The sequence below is a fragment of the Dyadobacter sediminis genome (assembly GCF_005860765.1).
In the GTDB taxonomy this organism is placed as follows: domain Bacteria; phylum Bacteroidota; class Bacteroidia; order Cytophagales; family Spirosomataceae; genus Dyadobacter; species Dyadobacter sediminis.
The window spans coordinates 663,642-683,975 of record NZ_VCEI01000025.1; the positions used below are offsets into that span (position 1 = coordinate 663,642).

General features: G+C 47.8%; 14 protein-coding genes. 6 read left to right on the forward strand and 8 right to left on the reverse strand.

The window, feature by feature from the left end; all coding sequences use genetic code 11:
- Positions 1-5 precede the first annotated feature (5 nt).
- The 4 genes from FEM55_RS15180 to FEM55_RS15195 all read left to right on the forward strand — a co-directional run bounded on the left by FEM55_RS15180 (position 6) and on the right by FEM55_RS15195 (position 4,756).
- Positions 6-563 carry a K(+)-transporting ATPase subunit C gene (locus FEM55_RS15180; RefSeq protein ID WP_138282199.1) on the forward strand — a complete coding sequence of 186 codons (558 nt, stop codon included), beginning with the start codon at positions 6-8 and terminating at the stop codon, positions 561-563.
- Positions 564-645: 82 nt separating this feature from the next.
- Entirely contained in the window at positions 646-1,746 is a 1,101-nt protein-coding gene (locus FEM55_RS15185) for a porin (protein WP_138282200.1), read from the forward strand.
- Positions 1,747-1,875: 129 nt separating this feature from the next.
- Positions 1,876-3,000 (forward strand): sensor protein KdpD, encoded by a 1,125-nt coding sequence (locus FEM55_RS15190; protein ID WP_138282201.1) that lies wholly within the window; start codon positions 1,876-1,878, stop codon positions 2,998-3,000.
- A 22-nt stretch (positions 3,001-3,022) separates the two neighbouring features.
- Positions 3,023-4,756, forward strand: a complete 1,734-nt coding sequence (locus tag FEM55_RS15195; RefSeq protein ID WP_138282202.1) for an ATP-binding protein — start codon at positions 3,023-3,025, stop codon at positions 4,754-4,756.
- A gap of 113 nt (positions 4,757-4,869) precedes the next feature.
- Here the strand turns inward: FEM55_RS15195 and FEM55_RS15200 are convergent, their stop codons facing one another.
- From FEM55_RS15200 to FEM55_RS15220, 5 genes are all read right to left on the reverse strand, one after another.
- Complete coding sequence (locus FEM55_RS15200; protein WP_138282203.1) at positions 4,870-5,214, reverse strand: carboxymuconolactone decarboxylase family protein; 345 nt, start codon at positions 5,212-5,214, stop codon at positions 4,870-4,872.
- A 256-nt stretch (positions 5,215-5,470) separates the two neighbouring features.
- A complete protein-coding gene (locus tag FEM55_RS15205) occupies positions 5,471-6,313 on the reverse strand; it encodes a helix-turn-helix domain-containing protein (RefSeq protein ID WP_138282204.1) in 843 nt (280 codons plus the stop codon).
- Between the two features lie 19 nt (positions 6,314-6,332).
- The gene (locus tag FEM55_RS15210) at positions 6,333-7,148 is read right to left on the reverse strand and encodes an oxidoreductase (RefSeq protein ID WP_138282205.1); all 816 of its coding nucleotides are present in this window, start codon (positions 7,146-7,148) and stop codon (positions 6,333-6,335) included.
- 119 nt (positions 7,149-7,267) lie between these two features.
- Positions 7,268-7,648, reverse strand: coding sequence for a hypothetical protein (locus FEM55_RS15215; RefSeq protein ID WP_138282206.1), 381 nt, complete (start codon positions 7,646-7,648; stop codon positions 7,268-7,270).
- A gap of 590 nt (positions 7,649-8,238) precedes the next feature.
- Entirely contained in the window at positions 8,239-12,108 is a 3,870-nt protein-coding gene (locus tag FEM55_RS15220; protein ID WP_171036562.1) for an ELWxxDGT repeat protein, read from the reverse strand.
- 919 nt (positions 12,109-13,027) lie between these two features.
- Between FEM55_RS15220 and FEM55_RS15225 the strand changes: the two genes are divergently transcribed.
- Entirely contained in the window at positions 13,028-14,350 is a 1,323-nt protein-coding gene (locus FEM55_RS15225; protein WP_138282208.1) for a hypothetical protein, read from the forward strand.
- A gap of 414 nt (positions 14,351-14,764) precedes the next feature.
- Here FEM55_RS15225 and FEM55_RS15230 read toward each other — a convergent pair whose 3' ends face one another.
- The 3 genes from FEM55_RS15230 to FEM55_RS15240 form a co-directional block, all read right to left on the reverse strand.
- Positions 14,765-15,283 (reverse strand): hypothetical protein, encoded by a 519-nt coding sequence (locus FEM55_RS15230; protein ID WP_138282209.1) that lies wholly within the window; start codon positions 15,281-15,283, stop codon positions 14,765-14,767.
- A gap of 192 nt (positions 15,284-15,475) precedes the next feature.
- Entirely contained in the window at positions 15,476-16,045 is a 570-nt protein-coding gene (locus FEM55_RS15235) for a hypothetical protein (protein ID WP_138282210.1), read from the reverse strand.
- A 488-nt stretch (positions 16,046-16,533) separates the two neighbouring features.
- The gene (locus FEM55_RS15240; protein ID WP_138282211.1) at positions 16,534-18,900 is read right to left on the reverse strand and encodes a GH92 family glycosyl hydrolase; all 2,367 of its coding nucleotides are present in this window, start codon (positions 18,898-18,900) and stop codon (positions 16,534-16,536) included.
- A gap of 202 nt (positions 18,901-19,102) precedes the next feature.
- Between FEM55_RS15240 and FEM55_RS15245 the strand changes: the two genes are divergently transcribed.
- The gene (locus tag FEM55_RS15245) at positions 19,103-20,329 is read left to right on the forward strand and encodes a DUF5005 domain-containing protein (protein WP_171036563.1); all 1,227 of its coding nucleotides are present in this window, start codon (positions 19,103-19,105) and stop codon (positions 20,327-20,329) included.
- Positions 20,330-20,334 lie beyond the last annotated feature (5 nt).

Below are 20,334 nucleotides of genomic sequence, written 5' to 3' on the forward strand. Positions count from 1 at the left end.
AAAACATGAAAACGAACCTGTTTCCTGCAATCAAACTGACCATTGTAACGCTGATCTTTTTCTGTGTAATTTATCCTGCCGTTGTTTGGGCAATTGCACAGCTGGCCCCGGGCAGCGGACATGGTGAAATAGTAACAGCCAATGGTAAACGCTACTATGCCAACATTGGCCAGAAATTTACCGAAGACCGGTTTTTCAACAGCCGTCCGTCGGCGGTGGAGTACAATGCAGCCGGAAGCGGAGGCAGCAATAAAGGACCTTCCAACCCGGAATACCTGGCCATAGTGCAGGCAAGGATCGACACTTTTCTGGTACATAACCCGGGTACAGACAAAAAAGACATTCCAGTCGAATTGGTAACGGCCAGCGGCAGCGGTCTTGATCCCCACATTTCTCCCAGGGCGGCATGGTTGCAGGTCAAAAGGATAGCAGCAGCACGGAAGGTATCCGAAGCAAAAATCATGCAGCTTGTCAGTGCTCATACGGAAAAGCCGCTGTCAGGCTTGTTCGGGCCTGAAAAGGTTCATGTGCTCAGTCTGAACATGGCATTGGAAAAACTTTAACATTGCCCCCGGCACCTACAGGCAGCGACGCGGGGCCGGGGATTTTTTAAGCGCCGCTACATTCATTTACAGTACCATTTCAATGAAAATTTTATTATTAGCTGCATTCGGATTCGTGATGTTGAAACCGGCTCTGGCCCAGGATTCTACTGAAACGAAGCGCCCTCTGACTATTAGCGGCTATGCGGAAGCATACTACAATTACGATTTCAACAGGCCGTCGGACAATACCGTGCCGGGCTTTCTTTACAATTTCAACCGGGCCGGGGAAGTGAACCTGAACCTGGGGTTTGTCAAAGCAAACTATACTGCAAACCACGTCAGGGCCAATCTGGCACTTGCAGCAGGAACCTATGTTAATGCCAATTATGGGGCCGAGCCGGGCGTGCTCAAAAACGTTTTCGAAGCCAGTATAGGTGTCAAAATCTCCAAAAGTGCCAATCTCTGGATCGATGCCGGGATCATGCCTTCGCATATCGGTTTTGAAAGTGCTATCGGAAAGGAGAACTGGACGCTGACAAGAAGTCTGGTCGCTGAAAATACGCCTTATTTTGAATCAGGCGTGAAGCTTGGCTTTACTACCAGAGATGAAAAACTCTATTTATCAGCCCTGTACCTGAATGGCTGGCAGCGGATCCAGCGGGTGGACGGAAATACCACACCCGCCTTTGGAACGCAGGTTACCTACAAACCGGCAACAAATGTAACTTTGAACTACAGCACCTTTATGGGCTCCGACAAGCCTGACAGTGCAAGACAAATGCGTTATCACCAAAACTTCTACGGTATTTTCCAGCTGACAGAAAAATTCGGGATAACTGCCGGGTTTGATTATGGTACAGAGCAGAAAGCAAAGGGCAGCAGCGATTATAACAACTGGTTTGTGCCCGTGCTGATCGCTCGCTACGCGGCATCTCCGAAAGTAAATCTTGCAGCCCGGGGCGAATACTTTCAGGATAAAAACGGCGTCATTATTGCCACAGGCACCCGGAACGGCTTTAAAACATTCGGTATTTCTGCCAACGTGGATTACGCTGTTTTTCCGGGTGTGCTCTGGCGCGTGGAAGCCCGAAATCTAGGCAGTAAAGACCGGATATTTTTCAAAAGAAATGACAGCCTGTCAAAAGGATTGTCGCAAAAGGACAACTTCTTTTTGACCTCTTCGCTATCCATTGCATTTTGATTTTTTTTGCCGGTCGCCAGGCAATTTCTATGGTGACCGGCATTCCTTGTGTACGGCGGCCCTGTTTGAATCCGTTCAGGGCAGCAGTGTTACAAAGGCTGACCATGTTATTTAACCCCAATCAAACCGATGGCCGAAACCAATCCGAGTGCGCAGCATTTTCTGGACCTGATCAAAAGATCCAGACGTGGAAAGTTCAAGATCTATATCGGCATGAGCGCCGGCGTAGGCAAAACCTTCCGGATGCTGCAGGAAGCGCATGCACTGTTGCGCAACGGGATTGATGTCAAGATCGGGTACATTGAGACCCATAACCGGAAAGAGACCCATGATTTACTGGAAGGATTGCCTGTTATACCGCGCCGGAAGCTTTTTTACAAGGGAAAAGAACTGGATGAGCTGGACATGCAGGCCGTGATCAGCCTGAGGCCGGAGGTCGTGATCGTGGACGAACTGGCGCATACCAATATTGAAGGCAGCAAAAACGACAAGCGCTGGCAGGATGTGCTCGAAATCCTGGAAGCGGGCATCAATGTAATCAGCGCGGTCAACATCCAGCACATTGAATCCCTGAACGAGGAAGTAAAAGGGATCACCGGTGTGGAAGTAAAAGAGCGGATTCCCGACAGTGTGCTGGGCACAGCCGATGAAGTAGTCAATATTGATCTGACCGCCGATGAGCTGATTACCCGGCTGAAAGAGGGTAAAATCTACAAACCGGACAAAATCCAGACTGCACTCAACCATTTTTTCAAGCCCGACCATATCCTGCAGCTCCGCGAACTTGCCCTTAAAGAAGTGGCCAGTCAGGTCGAACGAAAAGTCGAAACGGAAATCCCCAAGTTGGTTGCGCCTAAAAGAGAGAAATTCCTGGCCTGCATCAGCAGCAATGAAAGTACGGCCCGGCATGTGATCCGCAAAACAGCGCGGCTGGCCAGCTATTACAACAGCAAATGGTTTGTGCTTTATGTACAGACTCCGAATGAGAGACAGGACAAAATAGCTCTGGACAAGCAGCGGCATCTGATCAACAACTTTAAACTTGCCACCGAAATGGGTGCCGAAATCATCCGGGTGCAGGATGCCAATATTTCGGAAGCAATCATCCAGGTAGCCGAGCAGCGCGAAATTACAACCATCTGTCTTGGAAAGCCTCACATCAACCTGATCAGGATCATCCTGGCCACCAATCTTTTCAATAATCTTTTAAAAAAACTTTCATCTTCGGACATTGACCTGGTTATCTTGTCCTAGCATAACCATTCTGATTTGCTCTATGAAAATAAAAACCAAACTGCGGCTTGGACTCGGGGTTCTTTTTTTGATGATTCTTGCATTGTCGCTGATTGCGGCCGGCTACATTTACGCGCTCAAGGAAGATACGGAAAACATCCTGCAGGACAACTACAAGACCCTGGATTACAGCAGAAGCATGTTTCTGGCCATGGATGAGATACACGCAGGACCCAAAGCATGGACGGGGTTTGAGCGAAACCTGAAAGAACAGCAGCTGAATGTGACGGAGCCGGGAGAAGGAGCCGTGACGCGTAAAATTGCAGGCCATTACAATGCGCTGAAAAAAGATACGGATAACCCGCAACTGCCGGTTCTGATCCGGAACGATCTGGCCGAGCTTACGCGGATTAACATGGAAGCGATCCGGGCCAAGAGTGACAAGGCGCTGGCTACGGTCCGGTCTGCATTCATATGGATTGCGCTGACGGGGACTGTCTGCTTTCTGATTGCACTGACGCTGCTGATCAATCTTCCGGGCAATATAGGCAACCCGATCCGGGATCTGACTGAAAGCATCCAGGCAATTGCAGCTAAAAAATACGCCGAGCGGCTTCATTTTTCCGGGAAGGACGAATTTGGCGAGCTGGCCAGCTCGTTCAATACCATGGCTGAGAAGCTCGAAGAGTATAACAACAGCAACCTGTCGCAGATTCTGATTGAAAAAAAACGTATAGAAGCTCTGATCAATAACATGCATGAGCCGGTAATCGGGCTGGATGAAAATAAAAAGATACTGTTTGCCAACGAAGAGGCTGTCAAGATTTCGGGGATTGCGGCTACCGACCTGCTTGGCAAGTCTGCCACAGAGCTGGCCGAACAGAATGATCTGATCCGTGCATTGATCCGGGAAAAAGAGGGCCTGCATGGAAGTATGGGCAATCCGGCTGCGCCATCGCTAAAAATCTATGCAGATGACAAGGAAAGCTATTTTGAAAAAGAAATAGTGGATATCATGATTGTGCCAACCGGCGAGCGGCTCAAAAAATGTATTGGACAGGTGATCCTTTTAAAAAACATCACGCCTTTCAAGGAGCTTGATTTTGCCAAAACCAACTTCATCGCCACCGTTTCGCATGAGCTGAAAACACCGATTGCTTCCATTAAAATGAGCTTGCAGCTGCTGGAAAGCCGGCAGACAGGAGACTTGAACGAGGAGCAAAAGCAGTTGATGTCAAGCATTAAAGAAGACAGTGACCGGTTGCTGAAAATCACGGGCGAGCTGCTGAATATGTCCCAGGTAGAGACGGGAAATATCCAGTTGAATATCCAGTCAAGCAGCCCGTACGCCATCCTGAAATACGCCGTTGAAGCGGTGAGGACACCGCTCGAGCAAAAGCAGATCGAGCTGGTTGTACATGCAGACGAGCAGCTTGCCGACGTGAAAGCCGACATGGAAAAAACCGCCTGGGTGCTGATCAATTTCCTGACGAATGCAGTGCGCTACTCGCAGCAGGAAGGCAGAATCCACATTCAGCTCACGAGTACCGGAGAAGGCGTAAAATTCCACGTGCAGGATGAAGGGAAAGGGATAGACAGCCGTTACCGAAACAAAATATTTGACCGCTACTTCCAGGTGCCCGGCAGTTCCAAAACGGGTACAGGGCTCGGCCTTGCGATCAGCAAGGAGTTTATTGAGGCGCAGGGCGGGCGCATCGGCGTGAACAGTGAAATCGGCATGGGCAGCACCTTTTATTTCGAACTTGCCAAAGCGTGATCTCCATCTGATAACGCCTGGTTAGGTTTTCGTAAAAAAATATCAACGGATATGGTCTCGCAGGCATAGCCATTTCTTGGTATGCGCTGCTGCAGACGGACTGTATAAAAAAATCAACTTTTCTTAGCGGCTTCTTCTTCATAAATACGCATGGCGAAGAGGCCGTTTCCAACGGCACCACCAGCGCGGAGCGCTGCCGCAATAAACACAGTTTCTCCGATCTCTTCCCGGGTAGCGCCCGCCTCCACCGCATTTTTCATATGGGCTTCAATACAATAGGAGCATTGTGTCGTCAGTGCCACTGCTACGGAAATAAGTTCCCTGTATTTGACAGGAATGACGCCGTCACTTCGTTCAGCGGTATGCTTCAGATTTAAAAATGCCGCTGCCTCTTTCGGAGCAGACTGGATCAATGTCTCGGTGTATTTTCGATCCTTGGGAGTTTGGTATTCCGTCATCCTGTTTCATGTTAATGCATACAGTACGAAGGACTTTTATGATTTTTCATACTCATTTTTGCCCTTAAATACCTCCAAAACCTTGTTCTTTCCTGCGTTTGCAGTGCCAACGGCCACCGCAACAATAAACTAGCCAGAGAACAAAGCACAAGCCGTATTTGTACTTTTAGCAAGCTGATGAAGAAGACAAACCGCATCTGTGTTTGCGGTTCCTGAACCGTTTTCAGCACCTTGCCAAATCGGCTGGTCCGTATTCCTAAAGGCTCGTACTCCTGTGCTGTTCCGTCAGCTCGGATGGCGTCAGGCCGAATGTTTTCTTGAAAGCGAACGAGAAGTGCGACAGGTTTTCAAAGCCGACTTCCAGATAAACCTCCGAAGGCCGCATGGCTCTTTTAGAAATCAGGTAATGCGCTTGCTCCAGACGCTTTTGCTGCAGCCATTTTTCCGGCGTTGTTTCAAAGATCTTTGTAAAATCCCGTTTGAATGTGGACAGACTGCGTCCGGCAAGTTTGGCAAACGATGACAGCGGGATGTTATACTTGAAATGGTGGTTCATGTACGTTTCCAGGTCGATCTTGTGCGGTTCCTGAAAATCAAATAAAAGATTTCGATACACATTGCCGCTTTGAAGCAAGAGCTCAATGGCTTCACAGGTTTTGATTTCCGCCATTTTGGCTGTCAGCTTTTCCGGATGATCGATGTAGGGCAGGAGGGAATCAAAAAATCCTTTCAGGAACACATTGCCGGTCAGGTCCGTCATGGCCTTGCCCTTGTACGCACTTTGCCTGGGAACATCGTTTTGGGTTGCGTACCGGCGTAATGTTTTCTGGTCCAGAAACAGGCTGATCAACGAAGGCGGTTCCCCGTTCGGGCCTGCTTTTTTCAGCTTTTTGAACAGCTCATTCCGGCGCATCAAACAGATCGTGCCTTCTTTCATGACAAATGTTCCTTCATTCGAAAAATAGTGTGATTCGCCGGACAGCATGATGCCCAGAGCATGGTCAGGAAAGTAATGTTCACTGCTTTGCGTTTTTTGATGCCCTTGCGCATACAGGAAATTATGCTGAAGAACGAGATTTTCCATTTGGTTCGATTCCATTACGGCAATTCCATTTCGGTTATTTTATCTGGCTGAGGATCAGTTTATCCATTTGCTTGTCGGACAGAACTCTTTTCAAAAACAACAAAAGCGAAGAGGCGATTTGCGAAGTGGTATAGCGCGTTTTCGGACTTTTTGCTTCTATTCCGTTTCGGACGAGTCTGGCGATTACTTCCGGTTCGGCCACCTGCTTGCTGAGCCGGGTAAATAATTGGTGTGTTTTGGCCGCCAGGTCTTTGTAAGCGGTATGTCCTGATACTTTCATGAGAAGATCCGTTGCCACATTCCCCCACTCGGAGCGGGTGGCACCGGGTTCCACAACGATCACGTCAATGCCGAACTGCTTTACTTCACTTCGCATGCTGTCGCTCAATGCTTCCAGTGCAAATTTGCTGGCATGGTACCAGCCGCCCAGTGGAAATGCAATCTTGCCGCCCACAGACGAGATGTTCACAATCTTGCCGTAGCCGTTTTCCCGCATTTTCGGCAAAACCAGTTGTGCCAGCCGCATCGCCCCAAAGACGTTTACTTCCAGTTGATAGCGAGCATCCTGCATCGGTATATCTTCAATTGCGCCTTCCATTCCAAAGCCGGCATTGTTTACCAGAATGGCAATACTTCCTTCTTCCCGGAAAATCTGACTGACGCATGCGGTTATACTTTCCTCTTTTGTCACATCAAGCACGATGGGTTTGATGCCGTACGTTTTCAAGTCTTGCATCTGGTCGATCCTGCGCGCTGCACCATACACCTGATAGCCATTTTGCGCGAGATAAATGGCCGTTGCTTTTCCGATTCCTGCCGAAGCCCCTGTTACCAATACGGTCTTTTTCATTTTGCCTGTAATTTTTAGTTGCTTAATTATTTACATCGCAAAGGTAACTCAGGCCAGCAGGCGCAGGTTTGTTGAAAAGTCCAGGTTTGTATGCTGAAAGGGTCATGTTTGCATTGTTGTTACTGCCTTTTTTTGAAATAATAATAATAGCCGGAATCAGCGGCAGCGTTTTCGGCGAATCCGTCCAGATACTCCCAATGGTTGCGCTCAAAGAAATTGAGTACTGCTGCTGTGGATTTAAAAACCATTTTCTTTTTTGTTTCCGGCTGCATAATGATCAAATTATCCGTTCGGTACCCAAGACTTTGTGCATTGAAATTATCTTTTTGCCCGTAATCAACATAGACATTAACCATATTCCTTAGCACACGCCGGTTGATATATACCTCGACAATTTTAATACTATCGGCACGGTTGATATCAACATCACCAACAAAAATCTGTGCGGAGCAGCATGCCGGCAGAATAGAAAAGAGTGCTAAAAGAAGATACGGTTTCATAAAACATTTTGATTGATTCGATTCGTAAAGAACAGACGTATATGTTACTGAACAAGGTTTACAGATTTTAATCTTAAAAGTTAATGTAATTTTCAGCTACTATGGACGTGAACTTGATTCTTTTGTAACTGAATTTCGTGCATGCACTGGTCAAAAAAACAGGTGTCGTATGCATAAGGATGCTGTCCATCTCAAAAACCCGCCTCTCTATCAGGACAGGCGGGTTTTCCGTTTATTCTGCTTTGCAAGGCCTGGTTATTCCGTTACGAGTACCTTCAAGCACTTCTGAAAACTTTCTGAAGTGGACTTTCAAAAAAGTGTTTTTGTTCATTGAGCCCGGCTACTTTCCAGGTTAAGATGTAATTCATATCTGCCTGGGTTTCACGAGATTCTGTCAGCGACATCAGGAAAAGTGATCATGAAATTGTTCAAAGGTCAATGATATGACAGACTAACCGATAAGCGAAGAGCAGCCATTAACTTCCGTCAGATAAATTTCTTCTGGAACAGGACAAAAAAAGCCGTTCATCACTTTCTATGAACGGCCTTTCGGTTTTTGATTTTACGGCTAGTTTTTCTGCGAACCGGTCTTACTCCGTCACCAGCAGTTTGATGGTTTCCGTTGCAGCTGCTGAATGTATTTTCAACAGGTACATGCCGGCATTTAGCGCCAGACCGGAAATATCTGCCTCTGCTTTCTGGCCTGCTCTTGCTTTTTCAAGTGGAGCTACGGGGTAGCTCTGGCCTGTACTATTCAGCAGATCAAAGGAAACATCTTCGCTGTGCCGGCTGGATAAGGTTATTGTAAACCGACCATTGACCGGGTTGGGGTAAACCGCTGATTCCTGCCCGTCCTGTACGGTTTCCGATGGAACAGCTTCCTGGTTTAACCGGGCCGGGTTCTTGTTTCCGGACGGTGTCTGAACGATCAGCTGAGGAAGGTTGTCGCTGTTTTCCTTACTGTTAAAAACCACTCGGGTATTTCGGTTATTCGGATCTGCCAACAGAAAACTCACCTGTGTTTCACCGAATTGCTGCCGCGCTTTTACATAACTCGACACATCTACTTCATAGTATTTGTAAACAGCATTGACCACTGCATAGCCCAGAGACGGCGTGGATGCTGCCGGTGCATCTCTTCGGGTAATAAATTCTTCAACCCAGCTATTGTCATCGACTCCATACGCATGTACCGAAATCTCCTTGCTGTTTTCCTGATTATGACCGTAGACCCGAAGTCTGGCAGAGGTGATGGCTGCTTGCGGCAGCTGGAACCGAAGGTAAGAGGAGCGTTTGGTTGAAAGATCATCAGTGTCGGTATTGTTTTTGATTTCCAGACTGGAAGTATAGCCATACCGCATCCAGTAGTAATCTTTGCCATCGCGTACATAAGCATCCGCTACCGGTTTCAGAGCAAGGCTGGTCGCGACGATTTCAATTGCAGACACCCTGGGCATATCCGCTGCGCCGCTCGTGAAGTCAATGTTGAGCACGCCATCCGTAACGGTGACCGGAATGGGTATCTGGACAGCGCGCATGGCCCCGCCCGCAGCGGCAAAGATGTCAAAGTTGGTCAGCTTGCGGCTGCCTTCCACAGTGACATTAAATTGTCTTTTGCCTGCTCCGCCTGTACCTTTGCCCGGTACGCCGTACCAGATTTCGGCAAAGTGCAGGATGACGTTCATGCTGCCATCTGGTACCGGAATAGTATAGCTGAATGATGGCGAGCAGCGGCCTGAACGGTACAATACATCATCGGTCGTATTGAGAATGTCCCCGGTCGCAACCGAGCTGGTACGGTCAATACCTTCATAGTACTGGTCGGCGCTGAACTGCCTTTCACCGGAAGCCGTGAAGGCTGCTCCGCCTGCATTGATCCGCATGGTATTTTCGGTATGAGCCTGCTGAACTTTAAAGAGCTCGGCACCATAGCGGCCGTTATCGGCGGATACCAGAAGCTGGTCGTTGAGGGCAGCAATCTCGTAGAAAAGGGTAGAGCCATTCGGGTTCAAATCATATGCCGGACCGGTGGACTCGGCCGTACCCTGGGTTTTCCATAGTTTAAGCCTGTGGTTTTCATCCGTAATGGTGAAATACAAGGTGTTTCCTATGGCAGCCGTAAGCCGGATAAATGCCCCGTTTTCGGGCGTACCGATGTGCGTCACCTGCTTTGTGCCTTTCACCGTGCCATCACTTTTCCATAACTGTTCCTGCCTTTTTGGTACACAATAGAAATTACCGTCCACTGCCAGCAGATTATGTGTGAAAATGGTGCTAATCCTGTCGTAATCGTAAAATTGAAAACCTGCTACGGAAAAGGTCCCCTGCTCTGTACCATCCGTTCTCCATAACGCTTCGCCATCGTAATCATCCCCGCCGTGAAAAGCCAGGTAAAAGACCAGATTGTTTACTGTTGTGAGTTTGGAGAATGAAGAAGTGAGTCTGGTGATGACCGTCGTCCCTTCTGAAGTGCCGTCGCTTTTAACCAGTTGGTTTCTCCCGAAGCGTCCGTCAAAATCTGTAATGATGTAATAAACCAGGTTACCTGCTACGGTAATGGAAGTATACAGGCCTTCAACATCGTTTCTACTCCGGCTGACTGCCAGATCTTTCACCAGCACGGTTCCTGCTGCTGTGCCGTCACTTTTCCACAAGTCCACACTGTTGATGCCGTCGTATGCACCAAAAAATAACCGGCCCTTCATGGTTACAGGTAAAAAAGTGGACGTTTGTGCAAAGGTCCTGATCAGCTGTGTGCCCGCTGCACTGCCATTGCTTTTCCATAGCTGCATGCTGCCGCTTCCGTTGACTACACCGAAAAACAATGTGCCGTTCACATTGATTAACCCTTGCAGCGTGTCGGCTTTGGTAAAGTCTTTGACCTTGATGGTTGTTGCCGGGGTTCCGTTGCTTTTCCACAAGCTGTGCACCTGGGATTCTTTTCCGGTTATAAAGTAAGCGGTACCGTTTACATCGGTGATCTGCTCGGGATAGGAGCTGTTCGCTCCGTTTACAACATCTTTGACCAGTATGGTACCGGCGGTGCTGCCATCCGTTTTCCAGAGCTCGCGGCCATGGATGCCATCATCCGCAGTGAAGTAGGAAACTCCGTTGACCTGGGTAAAACCAAGCGGCATGGATTCGGGTCTGGCAAGCTCGGTTACGGCATGCGTGCCGCCTGTGACCATGGTGCTTTTGAAAAGTTCCGGGCCACGGCCTGTGTTGCCGTTGAAGTACAGGGTTCCATTGACGTTCAGAAGGTGCGAAGCAGCCAGTTCAGCGAGTACCCTGGTACCATAAACATTGCCGTTGATCTGCCATAGCTTTTCGCCTGAGCCGTCCTGGGCAACAAAGGTGGCCTTGCTGCCAACGGCGGTAAGTTCTCTGATCTCCGAATCTGCCATGCCAGGTCTGATGTCACTGACCAGCTCCGTCGTTGCAGCCGTTCCGCCGCTTTTCCAAAGCTCACGGCCATGGATTCCGTCATTTGCGACAAAGTAAAGTTGTTCATCCACTACAGTAAGCATGGAAGGATCGGAAGAAGAAGCGCCTGAACGGATGTCTTTGACCAGGCCAGTACCGGCCGTGCTGCCATCGGATTTCCAAAGCTCATTGCCATCTCCGTTATCGCTGGCAGTGAAATACAAGCTGTTTCCTATTCTGGTAAGATTCTGTACACCGGACGAAAATGCTTTGACCAGTGTAATTCCGGTCGCATTGCTGACCTTGTACAAGCCTGCTACCCGGGCATTGGAAGCACTGAAGTATACATCACTGCCCATTGTTACAAGCGACGAATAAGTCCAGGCTGGACCTGCGAGATTATCTCCGAGATCTACAGTCCCGCTTCCCGTCCCGCTGGATTTGTAGAGCCTGTAATGAATTTCGTCTTCGACGGTGGTAAAAAATACGGTGCCATTCACTTCAACTGCTTCCTTCAGTACTTCCTTCTCATGAAATGTGAACCTTTTCAATAACACTGTTCCGGAAGCAGTCCCGTCTGTTTTCCTTAATCCTGTTGTACCGGAAAAATACAGGGTACCGTTCAAATTTGCATACGGCATGTTAGTCCTGTCCGGCAGCATGTAAGTCAGATTATGAAAAAGGACTGTGCCTTCCGAGGTTCCGTCACTTTTATATAAATTGAGCTCATAGCTTCCGACGATAGGAAGCACCACGAAATAAACGGTACCGTTATACGAGCTCAGGTTGCCTACAAACCGGGCGCCCGGGAACTCTTTGACCAGCACCGTACCCTTTGCTGTGCCGTCGCTTTTCCATAATCCCTGCTTTACGGGTCCATGATCGGCAATCATATAGAACATACTACCTGCTGCGATGGATTCCTGTATCAGAAAGCCGTTGGCAGATCTAGTCACGTTGATATCTTTTACAAGCCCGCTTTCCTGGGCTAGCAGGGCCTCTGCACTGATCAGTGAAAAGGCCAGAAAGAGTACCATTTTGTTCATGGTTTTCGGGATTTAAAGGTGAATTAAAGTTGGTGTATCGTGGGGAAATGGACTGGAAAAGATTGCTGCTGCCGGCGCTGTGCCGGAAATCAACAAACGGGTATCAGGCAAAATGCTGCATGGTATTGCTGTTGTTCATCAAAACATTAAGCACAAGCGGATCAGGTGTTCAGGCCAGCCCGGCTGGATAGTTCCGGCTGCTGGGGTTAAGAAGTGAATTTTAATTTAAATTTTTTCTCAAAAGGCACATTGCGTACACAAACAGGGTAGTCAACGACAGCAGGGCTTTCATGGCATTCTGACAGGTAGAGTTATTTGCATAGTTATCTTTTTTATATGAATTTACATATTTATGATGAAAAGGGAAATCTGACTAAAATAAAAAATTTAGCTATAAACCGTTGATGACCAAATATTGGTTACAATCAGATACGCTTTCATGAATCAGCCGTATGCATTGTCACTGAACAGCTTTGCCGCACCTGAAGTACGCTCCGTTTTTTCAAACCAACAGGTAACTATTTTTCTTAAAGTCTGATTTTCCTCGTCAGAACCGGACCGTTCCAAACCGGAGAAAAACGATCATATGCCTGTGAGTTCTTCCGCAAATCCTTGTCCGGATAAAGGCGGTTGCTGAGATTTACGGATTCCCTCTTCAGGCAACAGATTTCAGACGAAGCAAAAGAACAGGGAACAAGAGGAAGCGCCGGATTGTAAAAGTTTTACAGGCCAGGGAAAATGTACTTTGCCCTTTCTTTTCCGGAGTGCCGGCTTTACGGAGTAACCATCAGCATGGACAACAGTTTATGCTTTTTACCAAGTAAAATATTGCTTATCGTACTTTTCAGGTAAATTCTTTAAACCGATTGTTACGGATGTTCCGGCATTTTCACCATCTGACAGCCATTCCATGAAAAAGCTTTTTACTCTGGTACTGATTACCCTGCTCGGGTGCAAGGAAGAATTTACACCGGCTCCTGTATTCAGTTTTGCTGATCTTGTAATCAGGAGCATTAAAATAGAAGGTGTAAGTCAGGAGAACATAGTACTGAAAAACGACAGGATCATGATTACACTACCTGCGGATTATCCGTCCGGCAGTAACCTGAGAGTCTCTATTGAACCTAAAGGAGATTTCAGGCTCATCAGCGATCTTAGCAAAGGCATTGCATTTGAGGGCCAGGATGTGTACATTTCCTTTGCCAGCAGTACGCATGATCCGGTCCATTTTCCGGTTTATGTAAAACCCGCAGCACCATGGAAAGTCAAGTCGGAAGGCGTCAGTGAAGTCTTCATCAGCCGGTATACAGAACTGGCGCTGACCATGCAGAATTTCGGGACAGCCAGAAGTTACCCGGAAAACCAGCATGTTTCAGTGGTGTTGAAAAACCTTGAAACCGGAGATACCCTCCGTTTCGATCAAACCAGTATTTTCAGTGATACTCCCGGAGAGTCCAAACTCCTGTTTAATGTTCCCGGAACTATATTGGCGGCAGATTACCAGGCTACTGTCCATCGCGGCGGCATGAGTATAACGGCACCCGACCGGATCAGCGTAAAATATGGCAAGCTGGAACTGTCAGATGGACCTTGGGGGACAAGGCGCGACAGTAGTGCGGAACTGATGGTAAATGGCTATAATATTTACCCTGAAAACACCTACGAAGTGGAAATTTCGAATGGCTTCTTTCCGGTTAAAAAATACAGGCTGGACAGGAAAGGATATAACTCGCTCAGCCTGAAATTACCGGCCGAGATTACACCGGGAAATTACAACACCAAATTGTTTGTAAATGGAAAGGAGTACGAGCCGCAGAACTATCCGCTTGATTTTCTTCCTGAATTGTATGTAAAGCGCACTGCAAACCAGCCTGCTCTCGTATATGTGTCGCAGGAATCCGAGTTCAAGCCTTTGGGCGATTGTTACTATTTCAGTCCGGTCGCTACACTTTCCCGCAAGCAGAACCTGATTGCGTACATCTCGGCCGACTACCAGAACCATCCTAACGCTACGATCAGAATGAAGCTGGTGAATGCGCAAACCCGGAAAGAATTTATACTGACTACAGAGAAGCCCCGTTTCACTTCCATGTGCTACATCAATCAATTTTTCAGTTTTCCGATCCCAGCCGTTGTTGAAAATGGAACTTACGAAGCTTACGCCATCTCCGGATCGGAAGGTTTTGATCTTGAAACCAGTGAAAAAATGGGGCAGCTTGTCAGAATAGAATAAAAGGCCCGTAGTGCAGATTTGGAAAAAAAGGAATGTACATCACCGGTCTTCATGCTTCTGCGCAATTCCCGCCGAACGCTGTTCCGGCTGTAACCATCCAGAACAGCATTCCGCAGCCGCAGCGCCAATGTAATTTCAGGTACGGGGCTTACCGGGTTTTCCAGAGTTTCAAATTAACCCGGTAGCAGAAAGCACTTTCCGGGTATTAATCAAATCGTGTACATACTCTTCTGAAGATTTTCGGAGAAATCAAATCAGATTTTTTGTTACGTGTGTTAGAATGGATTGTTCCTGATCTAGCCGGTTTGTGGCTTTCAGAAGATTGTCCTTTACTTTGCCGTAAATAGTACACGGCAGTAGCAAAAGGGTTATCAGGCCATTCCTGATTGCTGTGGTTTAGCCGGGCTCATGCTGTCAGAATGTAAAACCGATAGACATTTTTGAAGATATAAAGTTGCGGGAAATACCAAAAGTCCGATAGCTCAGAGGGAATGGGAACACCGTAAATTTTTCAGCTGTCGGGGATGTTTTATTATAGAACACAGACCCGTCAATGTAGATTCTTCTGAAGAGCCGTTGCTGATAGCCAAGCGACAGTGCCGTATTGAAATCTCGCGCTTTTGTAACGATTGGATACCGCAGTAAACCATCCCTTCGTTTCACGGTTGTAATGTCGTAACTTCCTTTGACCCCGGCATAAAGGCCGGATAAATTGCCGCCTGCCTTGCCAACCCTCATCATGAATTTCTGCAGGTAATAGTACCGGAATTCGAGTCCGGCTCCGGTGGAAAGGAATTTAAGGCCAGCGCCCGACATGGCGTCTTTGCGGTAAAAAAGCGCAGCATTGGCCTGGATCGAAAATGGGCTGTTGGCCAGTTTGATTTCGTAAGCCAAACCCGGATTGAATGTCTGCTGTTTAAAGCCGATTGCCATACTGGGCATTTCAATTTTAAGCTGATCCTGGATCAGCTCATCGCAGATCATTACCTCACATAGCGGACTGGTCCGGCTTCTTTTCCAATCTCCCAGTGCAATCCCGATCCGTGCCTGAGTGCCTAAAACAAAATTATTGATACCGAAAGAACTTGGACTATAATCCAGAAAGAAATTTTTACTGACTTCTTTTTAATAAATGCCCAGTGCAAAATCAATAAACCCATGGTTAAAAAAACGACTCTGGAAACCATAAAGAAGGCTGAATCCGCCAATTCTTTTAGTTCCAAAAACGTTGTCACGGCGTAATGGCTGTTCATACGCAAGAGCAAGATAGCCGCCGCTGAAATTATTTGCGTTCAATCCCTTTTTTATCCTCTTGTTCATACGGTAGTACCACCGTAGTTTGGCACTGCCCCAGATATCCACTCGTTTAGTATCCAGATGAATAAATTCATTGGCCAGGCTGCTATTGAACCGGCTGAGCTGCGCGTAAACGGACGCTTCAACAGATACGGCTGGCATCAGCTTGTATTCATAACCCAGATTAATGCCGGCACCCTGAACTTCAGAGCCGACCGCTGCTGCTTTGAACATATGCCTTGTGGGTACTTTGGTCATAAACACATTTTCATACCGGTCGATAAAGCGTTGTTTGACCAGCGTGTCGGTTTCCTGATGAAATTGGACCGGAATGCTATCCTGGGCACTGGAAAACGGACTGGAAAATAAAATGGCAAGCGTGGCAAGGCATGATTTCATGGCTAATGGATATTAAGAACTTTGTTAAGCGGCTCATATGGCCGAACTCGGCATCAACAGGGACAAGGGTTGCCTGATTTCTGGAAAAAGGTTCCTTGATACCGGCTGTTTCAGGATTTCATTTAGAACTACGGGCAATTTTACGGAGCTACTTCCCTGTACGGTACTGCCGGTCAGCAATGCGAATGAATTTGCTATGCACGTGTGTGTACAGGACCCTTTCAGAAGGGTCATGTAAAGGCATCCTGAAATAAGCTCGGTCGTTGTATCATCTATCGCATTCCAATGGATTCAGATCAAAGAGGCTGCCAAAAGATGAAAGGGTTGTATGGGGCTTTTCAGAATTGAAAAATAATTTCAGGATTGCGTCTGATGAAAATGGTTTTTTTAAGTCAGTTAAAATACTGCGGTTACAAAAAGTTTACTGAAGCTGGTTGGCAGCTGCAAGTGCAGCGAGGGGTATAATCCATTGCACCGGAGCCAATGATTTACTGTGCTGACGGCGGCGGCGTTTTCGTGCCCCAGTTTGTAGCAGGCTCTGCACCCATGACAAACGTCATCTTGCCCCCTTTCATCAACTCATCCCGGTACAGCCAGCAGTTGTCGAGTGCCGCTCCGTTCCATGTCGCGGATTGGATGTACACATTGTCCTTCGAGTTGTTTTTTGTTTCAATAACAAGCGTTTTTCCGTTACCCAGTGTAATGGTCACTTTTTCAAATAACGGGCTGCCCAGCTGAATGATCGGGCGGAGATCGGTCAGGCCTTTTACATCAAACAAACCCAGTGCATTCATTACATACCAGGAACCAAGCTGGCCCTGGTCTTCGTCCTGGCCGTAGCCGTAGCCGTGAATCGGTTCGGTACCATAAAAGTCATTGCCGATAGCCCGTGTCCATTTCTGGGTCAGCCATGGTTTTCCGGAAAAGTTGAACAGCCAGCTGGTGTGTAAGTTGGGCTGATTTCCATGATTGTAAATGGATTGGATGCCCGCAAAAGCATCGATCGTTTTTCCTCCGCCGAAGCCTAGCTTTTCCGAAACGGTGAAAATACTGTCCAGCCGGTTATTAAAATGATCTTTTCCGATTGCTTCAATCAATCCTGCCGGGTTGTGCGGTACGTAAAAAGTATACTGCACTGCGTTGCCTTCCTGGAAACCCCGCCAGGGCTGGTAAGGGTCGAACTTGTCAATAAAATGACCGGCTGCGGTTTTAGGCTGCATCAGCTTGTTCTGCGGATTGAAAATTTGCTGCCAGCCGTTTGATAACCTGATCAGCTTGCTGTAATCTTCGTTTTTGCCCATTGCCTTCGCCATTTGTGCAGCAGCAAATGCGCTGAAACTGTATTCCAGCGTATGCGAGCCTGCAAAGTTTGAGCCCGTCGAATCCGTGACAAAGCCGGCGCCTTTCTGCTCCAGAAAAGGCACAAAACCGTTATCAACAAACGCTTTCGTATCCAGTTTGCCCGAGCCAACCGGACGGTTTTTGTAATTCAGCTCGTTTGCTTTTACCGCTTTGTACGCCAGATCAGGATCATAGTTGCGGATGCCCGCATTATAAGCGCCTGCTATGGCGAGGCCGACAAAGTTGGTACCTACGCCGGACACAAATTCACTGTTTGCAATGCCGTCACCAAACCAGCCTTTATCTTTGAAAATCTGTAAATGGGTGTTCACAAAGCTGCCGTACCATTCCGGGTACGAAAGCGACCATAATTGCGTAATATTCCAGAAAGCGCCCCAGATCGCATCCGTATTGATGAATTCGGCTTTTGGACCTTTGCCTTTCTGAACCGGCAGCTGCCCCGTTTTGCCGCCGTGTTTCGGATAGGCGCCATTCACATCGCTGGCAATTCCTCTGCCGAGGAGTGCATGAAAAAGGCCCGTGTAAAACTTGATTTTATCAGGTTCACTGGAATCTTCCACCACCAGCTTGCCAAGCTGTTCCTGCCACGTTTTTTGTGCCCGGGTTTTGGCCGTTTCGAATGACAATCCGTTTGCCTCAGCCAAAAAGTTTTGCTTTGCATTGGAATTGGAAGTGTAGGACAAGCCGGTTTTCACCTCAATGGTTTCCTGGTCGGCGGTTTGATAGTTAAGCACCAGGCCGGCACCTTTGCCGTTCGCACTTTTCTGGTTTTCCGTCACCTGGTCGGCCGTAAATGCAGTGACTGTAGCCGGCTTTTTGCTGATCTCGCCATAGAAGTACATGGCAATCTTACCTTCCGGATCATAGGTTTTCACGTACTTCGGATAAGTGATCACATACCCTTCAAAATGCGTTGCGTCCAGCATTTTAATGCCTGCATCCGTTACGATGTCACTTTCGCCCTGCTTGTTGCCAATGTCCAGGATAATGTGCGACTGTTCGTTTTTAGGAAAGGTATAACGCTGAAATCCCACTCTTTTGGTAGCCGTCAGCTCGGCAGTAATGTTGTAATCGTCCAGCAGCACTTTATAGTAGCCCGGCTGCGCAACCTGATTTTTGCGGTCAAATCCGGAGCGGTAACCTGTACTGGTTCCTTCCAGTTCGCCGGGTCTGGTTTTCAATATTCCCGTTGTAGGCATGTAACTTACCCCGCCGATCTGCCATTCATGAAAATGCACAAATCCCTCGATGGAATGCTGGCGCGTATCGTACCCGACCGCTTCCCAGCCCGAGGGGTTGCCGTAATGCCCGTTTGTGGATGGTGCCAGCTTAGCCATCCCATAAGGAACTGCTGCCGGGGTGTAAAAGAACCAGCGGCTGTGCGCGGTGCCAATGTCGGGATCCACATATTGGAGAAGGTCCTGAGCGGTAACGCGCAAACCTGCCCATTGCACGACCAATATCGCAAGGATTAAACTGAATCTGGTTTTCATACAGCTAGATTTAAGATCAGAACTTTTGAATGCATTATATAAACTTAGGAGGTTGCTTTTGTATTTTTCATCGTCCGGTCAAAGGTGCCGGAGTTCGGGGCAAAATTTACCTAAACTATTTTTGTTTTATGGTATATTCCATACATTTAAATGTTCATACATACGTACATATTTGTTGGATATGCTTTTACCTTACCCGAAAATGAAATTTCACTTCATAAAAAGTTATGTCCTGCTGCTTTTTCTGCTTGCGCTGGCTTCCTGCGGCGGCAGTCCGTCGGATAAGGAAAAGGATGTACAGACAGCGGGGATCAATGAGCGGAAATTTACAGCGGAACCTGCGCAGGACTGGAACAGCCTGTTTCTAAGAAAGTCAGGCTGGTTTGGCGGCGACGGGATCTTTGCGCTGCCGCTTTCAGGAAAGGATTCCGAAAAAAACGATAGCCTGCTTTTTCTGTTCAGTGATACGATGATCGGCGAAATTCACGGGGACACTCTGCAGCCCGGATTTGTGATGGTCAACAATTCAGTAGCCTTGTTGAAAGGAGCAGCACCCGATTCAAGCAGTATTTCCTTCCGGATGGCGGGTGAAAAAGGAAGTTACAAAGCCGTTTTTACCCCGAAAACAAACAAACCGGACAAGGATACATATTTCTGGCTAGGAGACGGATTTGCCAGTCCCGAAGCGAATAAAGACCTGTTTATTTTTGCGTATCAGATTACCAATACGCATGACAAATCGCCATTTCCGTTCAAAGAGACGGGAAATATGCTGATCCGGATACCGGCCGGCAACCAGTTTCCCTATGCAGATCAGCAGCAAATGACGCTTCCGTTCAATAATTACAAAAACGGAGACGAAACCATTTCCTTCGGGGCCGGGGTTTTTAACAACAGTAAATCGGCCGGAGAGGCTGAGGGTGACGGCTTTGTGTATGTTTACGGGACAAAAGGGAAAAGCAAAAAACTGGTTGCCGCCCGGGTAAATCCTGCTGAGATCGCTTTGTTTGACCGGTGGGAATTCTGGAATGGGAACGGCTGGACAAAAGATGTGAAATCAGCGGAAGCCGTGAGTGACTCTGTTTCCAATGAACTGAGTGTAAGCAGGCTGGCAACAGGAAAGTACGCACTGGTCTATCAGCTTGGCAGTCTTTTGCCGGAAATATGCATGCAGGTGGGACCCTCGCCGGCCGGACCGTTTGGCGAGCGGATCGTACTTTACAAAACCACAAACGACATTCAGGACCCGGATTTGTTCACCTATAATGCCAAAGCGCATCCGGCGTTATCAGCGCCGGGCGAATTGCTGATTTCTTATAATGTCAACAGCTTCAGGTTTTTCGAAGTTTTGCCCAAAAAGCCTGATTTATACCGTCCAAGGTTTGTGAGAGTCAAATTCGATCAACAAACTTCCCAAACAAGCCACTGAGCATC

Coding starts and splice junctions, on each gene's coding strand:
- FEM55_RS15180 (WP_138282199.1), top strand. CDS start 6: ATGAAAACGAACCTGTTTCCTGCAATCAAACTGACCATTGTAACGCTG.
- FEM55_RS15185 (WP_138282200.1), top strand. CDS start 646: ATGAAAATTTTATTATTAGCTGCATTCGGATTCGTGATGTTGAAACCG.
- FEM55_RS15190 (WP_138282201.1), top strand. CDS start 1,876: ATGGCCGAAACCAATCCGAGTGCGCAGCATTTTCTGGACCTGATCAAA.
- FEM55_RS15195 (WP_138282202.1), top strand. CDS start 3,023: ATGAAAATAAAAACCAAACTGCGGCTTGGACTCGGGGTTCTTTTTTTG.
- FEM55_RS15200 (WP_138282203.1), bottom strand. CDS start 5,214: ATGACGGAATACCAAACTCCCAAGGATCGAAAATACACCGAGACATTG.
- FEM55_RS15205 (WP_138282204.1), bottom strand. CDS start 6,313: ATGGAATCGAACCAAATGGAAAATCTCGTTCTTCAGCATAATTTCCTG.
- FEM55_RS15210 (WP_138282205.1), bottom strand. CDS start 7,148: ATGAAAAAGACCGTATTGGTAACAGGGGCTTCGGCAGGAATCGGAAAA.
- FEM55_RS15215 (WP_138282206.1), bottom strand. CDS start 7,648: ATGAAACCGTATCTTCTTTTAGCACTCTTTTCTATTCTGCCGGCATGC.
- FEM55_RS15220 (WP_171036562.1), bottom strand. CDS start 12,108: ATGGTACTCTTTCTGGCCTTTTCACTGATCAGTGCAGAGGCCCTGCTA.
- FEM55_RS15225 (WP_138282208.1), top strand. CDS start 13,028: ATGAAAAAGCTTTTTACTCTGGTACTGATTACCCTGCTCGGGTGCAAG.
- FEM55_RS15230 (WP_138282209.1), bottom strand. CDS start 15,283: ATGGCAATCGGCTTTAAACAGCAGACATTCAATCCGGGTTTGGCTTAC.
- FEM55_RS15235 (WP_138282210.1), bottom strand. CDS start 16,045: ATGAAATCATGCCTTGCCACGCTTGCCATTTTATTTTCCAGTCCGTTT.
- FEM55_RS15240 (WP_138282211.1), bottom strand. CDS start 18,900: ATGAAAACCAGATTCAGTTTAATCCTTGCGATATTGGTCGTGCAATGG.
- FEM55_RS15245 (WP_171036563.1), top strand. CDS start 19,103: ATGAAATTTCACTTCATAAAAAGTTATGTCCTGCTGCTTTTTCTGCTT.